This is a genomic window from Luteimicrobium album (genome assembly GCF_030161555.1).
In the GTDB taxonomy this organism is placed as follows: Bacteria; Actinomycetota; Actinomycetes; order Actinomycetales; family Cellulomonadaceae; genus Luteimicrobium; species Luteimicrobium album.
The window spans coordinates 259,014-272,821 of record NZ_BSUK01000001.1; the positions used below are offsets into that span (position 1 = coordinate 259,014).

Below are 13,808 nucleotides of genomic sequence, written 5' to 3' on the forward strand. Positions count from 1 at the left end.
GTGCGAGACTGGACGCATGACGACGTCCCCCGCTTCCGAGAACCCCCGACCTCCGAGACGGGCGCGCCCGCGGACGCCCAGTCCGTCGAGTCGCGGAACGAGAACCGGTCGCAGCGGCCGCAGTCGGAGGCGTTCCGGTCCTTCATCACGAGCGGCTGGGGCCCCCGTGCCGCGACGGGCACCACGCGCTCCGCGGCCGCCGACTACGCGGCGGTGCGCCGCGCCCGCCTGTCCGCGCGGTTCCCCGGCGTGCGCCTCGTGATCCCCGCCGGCGGGCTCCGGACCCGCTCGAACGACACCGACTATCGGTTCCGCGCGCACTCCGCGTTCGCGCACCTCACGGGCACCGGGACGGAGCTCGAGCCCGACTCGGTGCTCGTCCTGCACCCGGTCACCGGGACCGACGGCGCGGGTGGCACGACCGAGGGCCACGAGGCCGTCCTGTACGTGCGGCCGCTCGCGGGCCGCGACACCGAGGAGTTCTACGCCGACTCCCGCTACGGCGAGTTCTGGGTCGGCGCGCGCCCGAGCCTCGACGACGTCGAGGAGCTCACCGGCATCCGTGCCGAGCACGTCGACGGGCTGCGCGACGCCCTGGCCAAGGACGTGGGGACCGGCGGCATCCAGGTGCTCGTCGTGACGGACGCCGACGAGGCCGTCGAGGACCTCGTGGACGAGGTGCGCGCGTCCGAGGGCGTGGTGGAGGAGGCCGCGGCGAAGATCGAGCAGCACACCGACGACGCGCTGGTCGAGGCTGTCTCCGAGCTGCGCCTCGTCAAGGACGAGTACGAGGTCCAGCAGATGCGCGACGCCGTCGGCGCGACGATCGACGGGTTCGAGGAGGTCGTGCGCGAGCTGTCCGCCGCGGCCGCGCACCCGCGGGGCGAGCGCGTCGTCGAGACGACGTTCGACGCGCACGCACGCCTCGCCGGCAACGCGGTCGGCTACGAGACCATCGCCGCGTCGGGCGAGCACGCCACGACGCTGCACTGGATCACCAACGACGGCGTCGTCCGCGAGGGCGACCTCCTCCTGCTCGACGCAGGCGTCGAGGTCGAGTCCCTGTACACCGCGGACGTCACGCGCACCCTGCCCGTCGACGGCACCTTCACGGACGTGCAGCGGCGCGTCTACCAGGCCGTGCTCGACGCCGCCGACGCCGCGTTCGCCGTCGCCGTCCCCGGCGCGAGGTTCCGCGACGTGCACGCGGCCGCGATGGAGGTCATCGCCGCGCGGCTCGAGGAGTGGGGCCTCCTGCCCGACGGCGTGAGCGCCGCCGCGTCCCTCGCGCCCGAGGGCCAGTACCACCGGCGCTGGATGGTCCACGGGACCAGCCACCACCTGGGCATCGACGTGCACGACTGCGCCCAGGCGCGCCGCGAGCTCTACCTCGACGGCGTGCTCGAGCCGGGCATGGTCTTCACCATCGAGCCGGGGCTGTACTTCAAGGCCGACGACCTCACCGTCCCCGAGGAGTACCGCGGCATCGGCGTGCGGATCGAGGACGACGTCCTCGTCACCGCCGACGGCAACGAGAACCTGTCCGCCGCGCTCCCCGCCGCCCCGACGACGTCGAGGCGTGGATGGCCGGCCTCCGCTGACTCGCGAAGTACCCCACCGGGAGGCCTACTTCGCGGGGTCGTCCGGGCCCGACGACGTCCCCTCCTCGCGCTCCGAGCCCGCCTCGGGCTCGGGCCGGGCGGGCACCGGGGGCTCGTCCTGCGGGGTCGCGCCGTCGGGCGCCTGCGGGGCGGCCGGTGCGGCCGGCGGCTCCTCGGCGGGCTGAGCCGGGGCGGCGGGCTGCTGGGGCTGGGGCGCCGCGGGCTGCGGGGCGGCCGGTGCCGCGGGCGGGGCGACGTCCTCGAGCCGGCGGCCGTACCTCGGCTCGCCCGTCGGCGTCTGGAACCGCGACGAGACGGCGGGTGCCGCCGGTGCGGCCGGCTGAGCGGGCGGCTGCTGACCGGGCGTGCCCGGGGCCGGCGTCGGCGGGACGGTCCAGCCCGACGCGCCGGGCGTCGTCGGCGGCTGAGGGGCCTGCGGTGCGGGGCGCGCCGCCCCGGGCTGTCCGAGCCCGAGCTCGCTGAGCACCTGCCGCGCCTCGCCCGCGCGCTCGGCGACGCACAGGATCGCGTACGAGGTCGCGACGATCTGCGACTGCGACGTGAAGTCGCGCTGATTGCCCGTCAGGGCGTAGGAGATCAGCCCGAAGAGCACGCCGAACGCCGCGCCGATACCGATCGCCGCGACGATCGTCGCGGCCGCGTTGCCCCCGCCGAACAGCGACAGCAACAGGCCCACGAACAGGCCGAACCACGCGCCGGACGCGAGCCCGGCGATCGCGACGCGCGAGTACGTGAGCCGCCCCGTGATCCGTTCGACGGCCTGGAGCCCCTCGCCGACGATCGTGACGTTCTCGACGGCGAAGTGCTTGTCGGACAGGAAGTCGACGGCCTTCTGCGCCTCGAGGTAGGTGGGGTAGCGGGCGATCTCGACACCCGTCGGCGGGGTCGGGACGCGGGGCACGGCGTTCGCGCGCGGCATGGACATGCCACCCAGTCTGTCCCAGATCGGGCCCGATTGCCGAGGCCGACCGGAACAGGAGGCGCCGCAATCATCCGCGAGACGCTACGCGGCGATGCCCAGGTCGGACGGGACCGGCCGTCCCGAGGCCTGCCACGCGAGCAGCGCGGCGCCGAACGTGCCGGCCTCGGCGCCCAGCCGGGCGGTCCGGAGCTCGGGGACCGGGTGCACGGTGAGGCGTGCGCGGACCGCGCGGTCGAGGGGGTCGAGCAGGGCGTTGCCGGCGAGGACCAGGCCACCGCCGACGACGACGGTGCGCAGCCCGAGCGTGCGGACCAGCCCGGAGACGAGGTCGGCGAGCCCGTCGACGCCGTGCTGCCAGACCTCGGCGGCGACCCGGTCGCCGGCCTGCGCACGCTCGAGGACGCCGCGTGCGCCGTCGGGCACGGTCCCGGTGCGGGCCGTGTACTGCCGGGCGATGCCGGAGGCCGACCCGTAGGTCTCGACGCAGCCACGGCCGCCGCACGCGCAGAGGTCGCCCGTCGTCGCGCCGCCGTGGCCGATCTCGCCGGCCCAGCCCCCACCCGGGAAGACGCGGCCGCCGAGCACGAGCGCCGCCGCGATCCCGGTGCCGACCGCGAGGAACGCGTGGTCGCCCGCGCCCCGGCCCGCGCCGAGGCGCCACTCCGCGAGCCCGGCCGCCCGCGCGTCGTGCCCGAACCCGACGGGGACGCCCGTGGCCTCCTCGACGAGCGCGCGCAGTGGCAGGTCGCGCCAGCCCAGGTTCTCGGCCCCGACGACGACGCCCGCGTCCTCGTCGACCAGGCCGGGCGTCACGATTCCGACGGCCGCGACGTGCCGCTCGGCCGGCACCGCGGCCCACAGCTCACGCACGACGCCGAGGACCGCGTCCGTGGCGCCGTCGGGATCGGTGGGGCCTCCGCCCGTCGGTGCGGAGCGGCGGGCGACGATCCCGGCCGCGTCCACGACCGCGCCCTTGACGGACGTCCCGCCCACGTCGAGCGCGAGGACGACGGGCTCGGTGGCACGAGGGGCACGGGGGCGCACCGAGTCGCCCTCAGCGGGGACGTCGGGAGGGACGTGGGGCACGGTGGACCGTCCGGGGGTGGGCAGGGATCGGGAAGGAGCGAGGCTCGACGGTTCCCGGCGCTGCGAACCGGGTCTCAGGTTACAGCCGTGTTTCGGGCTCCGCCGTGCGCGCCCGCCCGCCGTGCGTCGCGCCGCGCCCCTAGGCTGAGGGCGTGAGCGCCGCCACCAGGGTCTACGTCGCGCGGCTCGCCGGAACCGCCGTGTTCGATCCGAACGGCGACCAGGTGGGTCGGGTCCGCGACGTCGTCGTCCTCCTGCGCGACCGCCGCGCCCCGCGCGCGGTGGGTCTCGTCGTCGAGGTGCCCGGCCGGCGGCGCGTCTTCCTGCCGCTGACCCGCGTGACCAGCATCGACGCCGGGCAGATCATCTCGACGGGCCTCGTCAATATGCGCCGGTTCGAGCAGCACCCGCACGAGACCCTCGCGATCGGGGAGCTGCTCGAGCGTCGGGTGCAGCTGCGGGACGGCTCGGGCGAGGTGACGGTCGAGGACCTGTCGATCGCGCAACAGCGCAACGGCGACTGGGAGGTCGACAAGCTGTTCGTGCGCCGCGCGGCGACGCACAAGGGCGCGATCGGCATCCGACGACGCGGCGAGACCCAGGTGGTGGACGTCGACGCCGTGACCGGGCTGGCCGGCAGCGGCTCGGCCCAGGCCGCGACGCTCCTGCTCGCCGCCTACGACGAGCTCAAGGCCGCGGACCTCGCCGACGTGCTGCACGACATGGGCGGCACCCGCCGCCTCGAGGTCGCGACCGCCCTCGACAACGAGCGCCTCGCCGACGTCCTCGAGGAGCTGCCCGAGGACGACCAGGTCGCGATCCTCCAGAGCCTCGAGACGGCCCGCGCGGCCGACGTCCTCGAAGCCATGCAGCCCGACGACGCGGCCGACCTGCTCGGCGAGCTCCCCGACGACCAGCAGGCCGAGCTGCTCGAGCTGATGGAGCCCGACGAGGCGAAGGACGTCCGACGGCTCCTCGCGTACGAGGAGAACACCGCGGGCGGTCTCATGACGACCGAGCCCGTCATCCTCGGGCCCGAGACCCCGATCGCGCTCGCGCTCGCGCACGTGCGCCGCAAGGACGTCCCGCCGGCGCTCGCCTCGATGGTCTTCGTGGTGCGCTCGCCGATCGAGACCCCGACCGGGCGCTTCCTCGGCGTCGTCCACATCCAGGCGATGCTCCGCGAGCCCCCGCACCAGTCGATCGGGTCCATCCTCGACACCGACATCGAACCCGTCGCGCCGGACGCGTCCCTGACCCGGGTGACCCGGTTGCTGGCGACGTACAACCTGCTCGCGGTGCCCGTCGTCGACCCCGAGCGGCGCCTGGTCGGCGCGGTCAGCGTCGACGACGTCCTCGACCACATGCTGCCCGAGGACTGGCGCGAGACCGACGACGACGAGGACCCGGGCCCGGCCGGACCACCGGGCACCGCCGCGCAGGAGGCGACCCGTGGCTGAGCGCTCCCGCCTGGATCTGCCCAAGGAGCAGCGGCGCGGTCTCCTGCCTCGGTTCGAGGTCGAGGACGACACGGTCGGCCGGGTCAGCGAGGGCATCGCGCGGTTCCTGGGGACGCCGCGCTTCATCGTCTACCTCACGGTGTTCTGCATCGCCTGGCTGGTGTGGAACTCGTGGGGTCCGGAGACCCTGCGCTTCGACTCGGCGTCGAACGGGTTCACGGCGCTCACGCTCGTGTTGTCGCTGCAGGCGTCGTATGCGGCGCCGCTCATCCTCCTCGCGCAGAACCGGCAGACGGACCGCGACCGGGTGAGCTCGGAGCAGGACCGGCAGCAGGCCGCCCGCAACCTCGCGGACACCGAGTACCTGGCGCGCGAGATGGCGGCGCTGCGGCTCGCGCTCGGCGAGACCGCGACCCGTGACTTCGTCCGCGGCGAGCTGCGCAACCTCCTCGAGGAGCTGTCGACGCGCGACGAGCCCGACGCCGGCGAGGAGCCGACGGCGAAGGGCAGCGCGAGCCCGGCGTAGGCGCGGCCCGCTCAGGCCGAGCGCGGCCCGGCGAGCGCGACGTGCAGGGCGCTCTCGCCGTAGCGCGGGGCGCGCGCGTCGAACCGGGCGGCGATGGTGTCGAGCGTCTCCATCCGAGCAGGTTAGCGACGAGCCTGCGCTCCGTACGATGGAGGCGTGCCCGACTCCGCTCCCCCGCTCCTCGACGCCGTCCGCACCGCCCTGCGCGTGGTCATCGACCCCGAGATCCGGCGCCCGATCGTCGACCTCGGCATGGTCCGCTCGGTCGAGGTGCACCCGGGCGAGGCACCGAGCGGGGAGGCGCGCGCCGTCGTCGGCGTGGACCTGACGACCCCCGCGTGCCCGCTGCGCAGCACCCTGGTCCGCGACGTCACGGCCGCGGCTCTCGCGGTCGAGGGCGTGGACGACGTGAGCGTCGAGCTGGGGGCGATGGACGCCGAGCAGCGTCAGGCCCTGCGTGCGCAGCTGCGCGGGGGCGACGGGACTCCGCGGATCCCGTTCGCCGAGCCGGGCTCACTGACCAAGGTCTTCGCGGTCGCGTCGGGCAAGGGCGGGGTCGGCAAGTCGTCGGTCACCGCGAACCTGGCGGCCGCGATGGCGGCGGACGGCCTGCGCGTCGGCGTGCTCGACGCCGACATCCACGGCTTCTCGATCCCCCGTATGCTCGGGGTCACGTCGAAGCCGACGCGGGTCGACGACATGCTGCTCCCGCCGATCGCGCACGAGGTCAAGGTCGTGTCGATCGGGATGTTCGCACCCCAGGGGAAGGCCGTGGTGTGGCGCGGGCCGATGCTGCACCGCGCGGTCGAGCAGTTCCTGTCCGACGTGTTCTGGGGCGACCTCGACGTGCTCCTGCTCGACCTGCCGCCCGGCACCGGGGACGTCGCGATCTCGGTCGCGCAGCTCCTGCCCGGCTCGCAGATCGTCGTCGTCACGACGCCGCAGCTCGCCGCCGCGGAGGTCGCGGAGCGCGCGGGGCTCGTCGCGGCGCAGACCGAGCAGGACGTCGTCGGCGTCGTGGAGAACATGGCGTGGCTGGACCAGCCGGACGGGACCCGGCTCGAGCTGTTCGGCTCGGGCGGCGGAGACGCCGTCGCGGCGGGCCTGACCGAGACGCTGGGCCACGACGTGCCCGTCCTGGGCCGGGTCCCGCTCGACGTGCGGCTGCGCGAGGGCGGGGACGCCGGCGTGCCGGTGGTCGTCGCGGCGCCCGAGTCGCCCGCCGCCGTCGCCCTGCGGGACGTCGCCCGCTCGCTCGCCGCGCGTCCCCGCGGGCTCGCCGGCCGGTCGTTGGGGCTGTCGCCCGTCTGACGGCCCCGCGCCCGGACCCGCGCCGTCAGCGCGCGGCTGCGAGGACCGCGGACAGGTCCGTCTCGACGGTGAACTCGTGCACCATGCGCCACTCGCCGTCGGCGAGCCGCCAGACGAACTGGTAGAGCAGGGGCTTGCCGTCCTTGACACGGCGCAGCGCCACGGAGCCGTGGTCGCCGTACCGGACCGCCGCGAGGTACTCGACGTCGTCGACCGGAGGCATAGATCCGTCACGTTCCGGCGCCTGCAGCAGGCCCTGGGTGTGACGGCGCCGTCGATCTACTGGCGCTTCGCGAACAAGGAGGCGCTGCTCGGTGCCGTCGCGGACGCCGTCTTGCGCGAGGAGTTCGGCGACGAGCCGCTCGTGGCCGAACAGCCGTGGGCACCCTGGTTCCGGGGGTCCTGCTGCGCCTGCGCCGCGCGATGCTCGCCTACCCCAACGGCGCCCGCCTCGTCACGGGCGCGCGGCTCGACCACGCGCCCACCCTCGCCCGGATCTCCGAGGCGGCGCTGACCGGAGCGCTCGCGGCCGGGCTCGACGTCCGGTCGAGCAGCGTGGTCGTCTACACCGCCCTCCACCTCACGTACGGCCACGTGATCGAGGAGCAGGAGCCGCCGGCGCTCAGCGCGGAGGAGATCGCCGCCGCGCTCGCGCCCTACCCGTCGATCCGCCGGGCCGTCGCGCAGAGCGACGTCGACGGCTTCGACGCCGAGCACGCCTTCGCGGCGAGCCTCGACCTCATCCTGCACGACGCGTCGACCTGACCCGCCCGCGCGTCCTCGGGGTGGCCTGCCACCCCACATCAGCAGCCGTGTTGTGTTCTGTGCGGTCATGTTGGAAACTGTGTCCATGCTTGCGACTGTCCGCCAGGACCGCATCCTCGCCGCGCTCGCCGCGCGCGGCTCGGTGCGGATCACCGACCTCGCCACCGAGCTCGACGTCTCCGACATGACGGTCCGCCGCGACCTGTCGGAGCTCGCGGGACGCGGCCTCCTGCGCAAGGTGCACGGGGGCGCCGTCGCCGCCGACCAGCACCCCGCGTCGTACGAGCCCGGGTTCCAGGCCAAGGCCGACCGCGAGGGCGCCGAGAAGGACGCCATCGCCCGCGCCGCCGCCGAGCTCGTCCAGCCCGGCTCCGCCGTCGCCCTGTCGGCCGGCACGACGACGCACGCGCTCGCCCGGGTCCTCGCGAGCTCGTCGCGGCTGCGCCCCTCACCGTCGTCACCAACTCGCTCCCGGTAGCGGACACGCTGTTCCGCACGGGTGACACGACGGTCACGACCGTGCTCATCGGCGGCGAGCGCACCCCGTCCGACGCGCTCGTCGGGCCGCTCGCCGAAGCCGCCCTCGCGACGCTGCGCGTCGACGTCGCGTTCCTCGGCGCGCACGGCATCAGCCCGAACGCGGGCCTCACCACCCCCAACCTCGCGGAGTCGGCCACGGACCGCGCGCTCGTCGCCAGCGCCGCCCAGGTCGTCGTCCTCGCCGACCACACCAAGTGGCGCGCGACCGGGCTCTCCCGCTGGGCCGCGCTGGACGACGTCGACGTCCTCGTGACCGACGACGGCCTGTCCGAGCCGGACCAGGCCGAGGCCCGCGAGCTCGTGGGCCGGCTCGTGGTCGCGGAGGTGGCCCGGTGAGCGCCGCCACCGAGACCGGAACCACCGGGACCAAGGGCACCCGCACAGCGACGCACCTCGCCGACGGTCGCGAGCTCATCTACTTCGACGACGCACCCCTGCCCGGCGAGGCACCGCGCGCGCCCCACGCCCTGCACGACCCGCGCCCCCTTCCGGACCGCTTCGCGCCCGTCGACGGCGCGCCGTTCCAGGGCCCCCGCATGCGCCGCGACCCGCTCACGGGCGACTGGATCCCCATGGCGACGCACCGCATGAACCGCACGCTCCTCCCGCCCGACGACGCGTGCCCGCTCTGCCCCCGCCGCCCCGGCGCCGACTACACCGACGGCGAGGTCCCCGACACCGAGTACGACGTCGCCGTCTTCGAGAACCGCTTCCCGTCCCTGCTCAGCGTGCCGGGCGAGGACCACGGGCCGGAGTCCGTCGTCGACGCGACCCCCGCCGCGGTGCCGGGTGGACTGTGGCTCGACGCACCGGCTGCGGGCCGCTGCGAGGTCGTGTGCTTCTCGAGCGACCACGACGCGTCGCTCGCGTCGCTCGGCGCGCGCCGGGTCCGCACGATCGTCGACGCCTGGGCCGACCGCACCGCCGGGCTGGGAGCGCTCCCGACCACGCGCGAGGTGTTCGTCTTCGAGAACCACGGGCGCGAGATCGGTGTGACGCTGACCCACCCGCACGGCCAGGTCTACGCCTACCCGTACCTGACGCCGCGCACCGAGCGGCTGCTCGCGCAGGCCGCGGCGCACCACGAGGCCACCGGCCGGTCGCTCCTGCGCGACGTCCTCGACGCGGAGCTGGCCGACGGCCGCCGCGTCGTGCTCGAGACCGCGCACTGGGTCGCGTACGTGCCGTTCGCCGCGCGCTGGCCCGTCGAGGTGCATCTGGCGCCGCGCCGTGACGTCCTCGACCTGCCCGGCCTCACCGACGCCGAGCGCGACGACTTCGCCGCCGCGTATCTGCGCGTCCTCGCGGCGCTGGACCGGTTCTTCGTCAGGCCCGACGGCGGCCCCGTCGCCCTCCCGTACATCGCGGGCTGGTCCCAGGCCCCCGCCCGGGACCCGCGCCGCGAGCTCGGTCGCCTGCGCCTCGAGGTGTTCTCGGTGCTCCGCGGCGCCGGGAAGCTCAAGTACCTCGCCGGGTCGGAGTCGGGCGCCGGCGCCTGGATCTCCGACACCACCCCCGAACGCATCGCCGCCCGACTCACGGAGGTCCTCGCGTGAGCGAGCAGCCCGTCGCCCCGCCGCAGTGGGCGACCGCGTGGCCTGAGGCCGAAGGGGCGGAGCGGGCTCGCACCCTGTTCCGCGACCGGCTCGGCCACGAGCCCGACGGCGTGTGGTCGGCACCCGGCCGCGTCAACCTCATCGGCGAGCACACCGACTACAACGGCGGCCTCTGCCTGCCCACCGCGCTCCCCCACCGCACGTACGTCGCACTGTCCGTGCGCGACGACGACCGCGTCCTGCTCACGTCCGCGCAGGCCGACGGCGGCGCCGTCTGGGAGGGCCGGACCGACCGGCTCGGCCCGGGCGATCTGCACGGCTTCCCGGCCTACACCGGCGGCGTCGCGTGGGCCCTGACGCACGACGGCGTCCTCCCGGCCGTCCCCGCGTTCGAGGCCGCGGTCGACGCGTGCGTTCCCTTCGGCTCGGGGCTGTCGTCGTCGGCGTCGCTGAGCACCGCGGTCGCGGTCGCGCTCGACGACGCCGCGGGCGAGAGCGTCGGGGCGACCGACGCGGGCCGCGTGCGGCTCGTCGCGGCGTGCGTGCGTGCGGAGAACGACGTGGCCGGGGCGCCGACCGGCGGGCTCGACCAGTCCGCCGCGCTGCGCTCCGCCGAGGGGCACGCGCTGCTGCTCGACTTCCGGCCCGGCCTGTCGGCGGAGGAGTCCGCCCGGCGCGTGCCGTACGACCTCGCGGCCGCGGGGCTCGAGCTCCTCGTCGTCGACACGCGGGCGCCGCACGAGAACGCCGACGGCCAGTACGCCCGGCGCCGCGCGACGTGCGAGGCCGCCGCCGCCAGGCTCGGCGTCGCGACGCTGCGCGACGTCAGCCCGGACGGCCTCGACGCCGCGCTCGCCGCCCTGCCCGACGACGTCGCACGCCGCCGGGTGCGCCACGTCGTGACCGAGGTCGAGCGGGTCGAGCGGTTCGTGTCGCTGCTGGAGTCCCCCGGGGGCCTGGGCGCCCACGCCGACGAGCTGGGCGCACTGTTCGTCGCCTCGCACCGGTCGCTGCGCGACGACTACGAGGTCTCGTGCGCCGAGCTCGACGTGACGGTCGAGACCGCGCTCGCGGCCGGCGCCGTCGGGGCGCGCATGACGGGCGGCGGGTTCGGCGGCTCGGCCATCGCCCTCGTGCCGGCGGGCCAGGTGGAGGACGTGGCGCGCGCCGTCGTGCGGGCGTTCGCGGAGCGAGGTTTCGCGGAGCCGCAGTTCCTCACCGCCGAGCCCTCCGGCCCGGCCCACCGCGAGCCCTGACCCCCTCCTCGTGAAGCAGGCCTCCCCGGGGGCCTACTTCGCGGGAGGCGGCGGGGGCCGGCGGCGCGACGGCGCTGGGCGTCCTCGTAGAACGCGTAGAAGACGGCGTAGGGCTCGCCGCCGGGGTCGGGCTCCCGGTCGGCGTACTCCTGGAAGAGCGCGACGACGCGCTCGGTGAGCTCGGCGCGGCCCGCCTCGTCGAGGCGCAGGCCCAGGCGGACGAGCTGGGTGGACTCGGGCGGCGCCTCGCCGACCTCCTCGACGAACGCCTCGACCAGCACGGGGTACTGGGACGGGGGCAGCGGCGTGAGCCACGAGCGCCCGGTCGCGAGGTACGGGACCTCGCGGGACCCGCGTGGGCCCTCGCGTTCGGGCAGGGCAGCCAGGAAGCCGCGCGCGACGAGCGTGCGGACGTGGTGGAGCATGCTGCCCGGGTTCCGCCCCAGCGCGTGCGCGATCTCCTTGTTGGTGCGCGGCTCGTCGAGGCACAGCCGCAGGATCCGCAGACGCAGGGCCGAGGCGAGGGCGCGCGCGTCGGCGTCGGGGTCCGGGTCCGGGTCGGGTTCCGGGACGGGGCCGAGCCCGAGTGCTCTCCATGCCGACGTCGTCATACCCCTCATCCTACCGATTGACTTTTCTCAATCAGTCGCGCCACGATGGGCCGGTGAGCACCGAGACCCCCGCCCGACGCCGCTCCCTCGCCCGGCACCCCGACTTCCGCGCGCTCTGGGCCGGCGACGCGTTCGGCCAGCTCGGCGCCCAGCTCGCCATGCTCGCGATCCCCGTCCTCGCCGTGAACACGCTCGCCGCGAGCGCGTGGGAGATGGGTGCGCTCACCGCTGCCGAGTCCGCGGCGTTCCTGCTCATCGGACTGCCCGCCGGCGCCTGGGTCGACCGCCTGCGCAAGCGGCGCGTCCTCATCGGGGCCGACCTCGTCCGCGCGACCGTCCTCGCGGTCGTCGTCGCGTGCGCGCTCACCGACACCCTCACCATGCCGATCCTCTACGCGGCCGCGCTCGTGATGAGCTGCGCGACCGTGTTCTTCGACGTCGCCCACCAGAGCTACGTTCCCTCCTCGTCGGGCTCGACCACGTCGTCGAGGGGAACGCCAAGCTGCAGGCCACCGCGTCCGTCGCACAGGTCGCCGGACCGGCGCTCGGCGGCCAGCTCCTCCGGATCGTCTCCGCGGGTGCCGTCGTCGGGGTCAACGTGGTGACCTACCTGCTGTCCGTGGTCTTCGTGTCCCGGATCCGCGCCGTCGAGGAGCTGCCCCCGCGCGAGGAGCGCAAGCCGATCCTCCACGAGATCCGCGAAGGGCTCGCGTTCGTCGTGCACCAGCCGCTGCTCGTCCGCATGGTCGCGTGCACGTCGATCGGGAACCTCGGCTGGTCCGTCATCAGCGCGCTCGAGACCCTGTTCGTCCTGCGCACGCTCGGGCTCAGTCCGGCCGCCCTCGGGACGGCGCTCTCCGCGGCGTCCGTCGGCGGCCTGCTCGGCGCGCTCGCCGGGGAGAGGGCGGCGCGGCTCGTCGGCGAGGCACGCCTGATCCCCGTGTCCGCCGTCGCGATGGTCGCGCCGGGCGTCCTCATCCCCTCGCCGGCACCCTGCCCTGGCCGCCCGTCGCGAGCCTGATCGTCGGGCTCGGGCTCACGTTCTTCGCGATGGTCGTCTACAACATCGCGACCGTGAGCTTCCGCCAGCGGCTGTGCCCGCCCCGTCTGCTCGGGCGCATGAACGCGTCGGTCCGGTTCATCGTCTGGGGGTCCATGCCGATCGGCGGCCTGCTGGGTGGCTGGCTCGGTGCGTGGCTCGGCGTCGTCCCGGCCCTGTGGGTCGGGGTGGGAATCTCGGCCGCCTCGAGCCTGCCCGTCGTGCTCTCACCGCTCCTCACCATGACCGCCCTCCCCCGCTACGAGGAGGAGCCGGCCACGGAGCCCGAGCCTCAGACGTCGTAGGTCGCGACCACCGGCGCGTGGTCGGAGAACCGCGCCTCATAGGTCTCGGCGCGGTCCACTTCGACCGACTTCGCCCGGGCTGCGAGAGCCGGCGTCGCGAGCTGGTAGTCGATCCGCCAGCCCGAGTCGTTGACGAACGCCTGCCCGCGCCACGACCACCAGGTGTAGGGGCCTTCGACGTCGCCCGCGAACCGGCGGCCGAGGTCGACCCAGCCGAGGTCGTCGAACCAACGGTCCAGGTAGGCACGTTCCTCGGGCAGGAAGCCCGCGGCCTTCTTGTTGCCGCGCCAGTTCTTGAGGTCGGCCTCGTGGTGGGCGATGTTGAGGTCCCCGGCGACGACGGCGAGCCGCTCGGGGTCCGCGACGAGCTCGCCGAGCCGCGCGGTGACCTTCTCGAGGTAGGCGTACTTCTCGTCCATCTTCGGTGTCCCCGCGGTGCCCGAGTGGATGTACGCCGAGACGAGGGTCACGGCCTCCGCACAGCCCGGGACCTCGACGTCGACCTCGACCCAGCGGCCCGTGTCGACGGGCGGCTCCGCCGCTCCGTCCGGGTGCAGGTGCTCGAGCCCCACGCGCACCGCGGACACCGGGAGCCGGGACAGCACTGCGACGCCGGCGCGGCCCTTGAGGTCGCTCGCCTGGTGCGCGACGTGCCAGCCCTCGGGGAAGAACCCGTCGAGGATCTCGTCGGTCGCGCGGACCTCCTGCAGGAGCAGGACGTCCGGCGCGCGGCCGGCGAGCCAGTCGAGCATGCCGCGCTTCACGGCGGCACGGATTCCATTGACGTTGACGGTGGCGACGGTCAGCAC

Annotated in this window: 15 protein-coding genes and 2 pseudogenes; 13 read left to right on the forward strand and 4 right to left on the reverse strand. The window is 75.0% G+C overall.

Annotated elements, in window-relative coordinates:
* Positions 1–1,601, forward strand: a pseudogene (locus QQK45_RS01380) (aminopeptidase P family protein).
* A gap of 25 nt (positions 1,602–1,626) precedes the next feature.
* Here the strand turns inward: QQK45_RS01380 and QQK45_RS01385 are convergent.
* Both QQK45_RS01385 and QQK45_RS01390 read right to left on the reverse strand, forming a co-directional pair.
* Complete coding sequence (locus QQK45_RS01385) at positions 1,627–2,547, reverse strand: YflT domain-containing protein (protein ID WP_284291578.1); 921 nt, start codon at positions 2,545–2,547, stop codon at positions 1,627–1,629.
* Between the two features lie 78 nt (positions 2,548–2,625).
* Positions 2,626–3,630: an ROK family protein gene (locus tag QQK45_RS01390; protein ID WP_284291580.1), complete on the reverse strand. Its 1,005-nt coding sequence runs from the start codon at positions 3,628–3,630 to the stop codon at positions 2,626–2,628.
* 152 nt (positions 3,631–3,782) lie between these two features.
* Between QQK45_RS01390 and QQK45_RS01395 the strand changes: the two genes are divergently transcribed.
* The 3 genes from QQK45_RS01395 to QQK45_RS01405 all read left to right on the forward strand — a co-directional run bounded on the left by QQK45_RS01395 (position 3,783) and on the right by QQK45_RS01405 (position 6,927).
* Positions 3,783–5,090, forward strand: coding sequence for a magnesium transporter MgtE N-terminal domain-containing protein (locus QQK45_RS01395; protein ID WP_284291583.1), 1,308 nt, complete (start codon positions 3,783–3,785; stop codon positions 5,088–5,090).
* Positions 5,083–5,616 carry a DUF1003 domain-containing protein gene (locus tag QQK45_RS01400; protein WP_284291585.1) on the forward strand — a complete coding sequence of 178 codons (534 nt, stop codon included), beginning with the start codon at positions 5,083–5,085 and terminating at the stop codon, positions 5,614–5,616. The genes QQK45_RS01395 and QQK45_RS01400 overlap by 8 nt, the downstream gene beginning before the upstream one ends.
* A gap of 156 nt (positions 5,617–5,772) precedes the next feature.
* Positions 5,773–6,927, forward strand: a complete 1,155-nt coding sequence (locus QQK45_RS01405) for an Mrp/NBP35 family ATP-binding protein (protein ID WP_284291587.1) — start codon at positions 5,773–5,775, stop codon at positions 6,925–6,927.
* A gap of 25 nt (positions 6,928–6,952) precedes the next feature.
* On the opposite strand, the gene QQK45_RS01410 is transcribed toward QQK45_RS01405, so the two are convergent.
* Entirely contained in the window at positions 6,953–7,150 is a 198-nt protein-coding gene (locus tag QQK45_RS01410; protein WP_284291590.1) for a hypothetical protein, read from the reverse strand.
* Between QQK45_RS01410 and QQK45_RS22790 the strand changes: the two are divergent.
* The 9 genes and pseudogenes from QQK45_RS22790 to QQK45_RS01455 form a co-directional block, all read left to right on the forward strand.
* A pseudogene (locus QQK45_RS22790) lies at positions 7,097–7,237 on the forward strand (TetR family transcriptional regulator); the annotation flags it as partial. The gene QQK45_RS01410 and the pseudogene QQK45_RS22790 overlap by 54 nt on opposite strands.
* A 68-nt stretch (positions 7,238–7,305) precedes the next feature.
* On the forward strand, positions 7,306–7,692 hold the full coding sequence (locus tag QQK45_RS01415; protein WP_284291592.1) for a TetR/AcrR family transcriptional regulator C-terminal domain-containing protein: 387 nt from the start codon (positions 7,306–7,308) through the stop codon (positions 7,690–7,692).
* Positions 7,693–7,777: 85 nt separating this feature from the next.
* Entirely contained in the window at positions 7,778–8,170 is a 393-nt protein-coding gene (locus QQK45_RS01420; protein ID WP_284291594.1) for a DeoR/GlpR family DNA-binding transcription regulator, read from the forward strand.
* Between the two features lie 8 nt (positions 8,171–8,178).
* Positions 8,179–8,568, forward strand: a complete 390-nt coding sequence (locus QQK45_RS01425) for a DeoR/GlpR family DNA-binding transcription regulator (RefSeq protein ID WP_348525324.1) — start codon at positions 8,179–8,181, stop codon at positions 8,566–8,568.
* Entirely contained in the window at positions 8,565–9,788 is a 1,224-nt protein-coding gene (gene galT, locus QQK45_RS01430) for a galactose-1-phosphate uridylyltransferase (RefSeq protein WP_284291596.1), read from the forward strand. Before QQK45_RS01425 ends, galT begins: the two co-directional genes overlap by 4 nt.
* Complete coding sequence (gene galK / locus QQK45_RS01435; RefSeq protein WP_284291599.1) at positions 9,785–11,044, forward strand: galactokinase; 1,260 nt, start codon at positions 9,785–9,787, stop codon at positions 11,042–11,044. The genes galT and galK overlap by 4 nt, the downstream gene beginning before the upstream one ends.
* 664 nt (positions 11,045–11,708) lie before the next feature.
* Entirely contained in the window at positions 11,709–12,260 is a 552-nt protein-coding gene (locus QQK45_RS01445) for an MFS transporter (RefSeq protein WP_284291601.1), read from the forward strand.
* The gene (locus QQK45_RS01450) at positions 12,158–12,676 is read left to right on the forward strand and encodes an MFS transporter (protein ID WP_348525325.1); all 519 of its coding nucleotides are present in this window, start codon (positions 12,158–12,160) and stop codon (positions 12,674–12,676) included. The genes QQK45_RS01445 and QQK45_RS01450 overlap by 103 nt, the downstream gene beginning before the upstream one ends.
* A 29-nt stretch (positions 12,677–12,705) precedes the next feature.
* On the forward strand, positions 12,706–12,999 hold the full coding sequence (locus QQK45_RS01455) for a hypothetical protein (RefSeq protein WP_284291603.1): 294 nt from the start codon (positions 12,706–12,708) through the stop codon (positions 12,997–12,999).
* Here the strand turns inward: QQK45_RS01455 and QQK45_RS01460 are convergent.
* Positions 12,987–13,808 (reverse strand): exodeoxyribonuclease III, encoded by an 822-nt coding sequence (locus tag QQK45_RS01460; protein WP_284291605.1) that lies wholly within the window; start codon positions 13,806–13,808, stop codon positions 12,987–12,989. The genes QQK45_RS01455 and QQK45_RS01460 overlap by 13 nt on opposite strands.

Bases quoted from the DNA above. Each gene is read 5' to 3' on its own strand.
- QQK45_RS01410 (WP_284291590.1), bottom strand. From the start codon at position 7,150: ATGCCTCCGGTCGACGACGTCGAGTACCTCGCGGCGGTCCGGTACGGC.
- QQK45_RS01420 (WP_284291594.1), top strand. From the start codon at position 7,778: ATGCTTGCGACTGTCCGCCAGGACCGCATCCTCGCCGCGCTCGCCGCG.
- QQK45_RS01385 (WP_284291578.1), bottom strand. From the start codon at position 2,547: ATGTCCATGCCGCGCGCGAACGCCGTGCCCCGCGTCCCGACCCCGCCG.
- QQK45_RS01455 (WP_284291603.1), top strand. From the start codon at position 12,706: ATGGTCGTCTACAACATCGCGACCGTGAGCTTCCGCCAGCGGCTGTGC.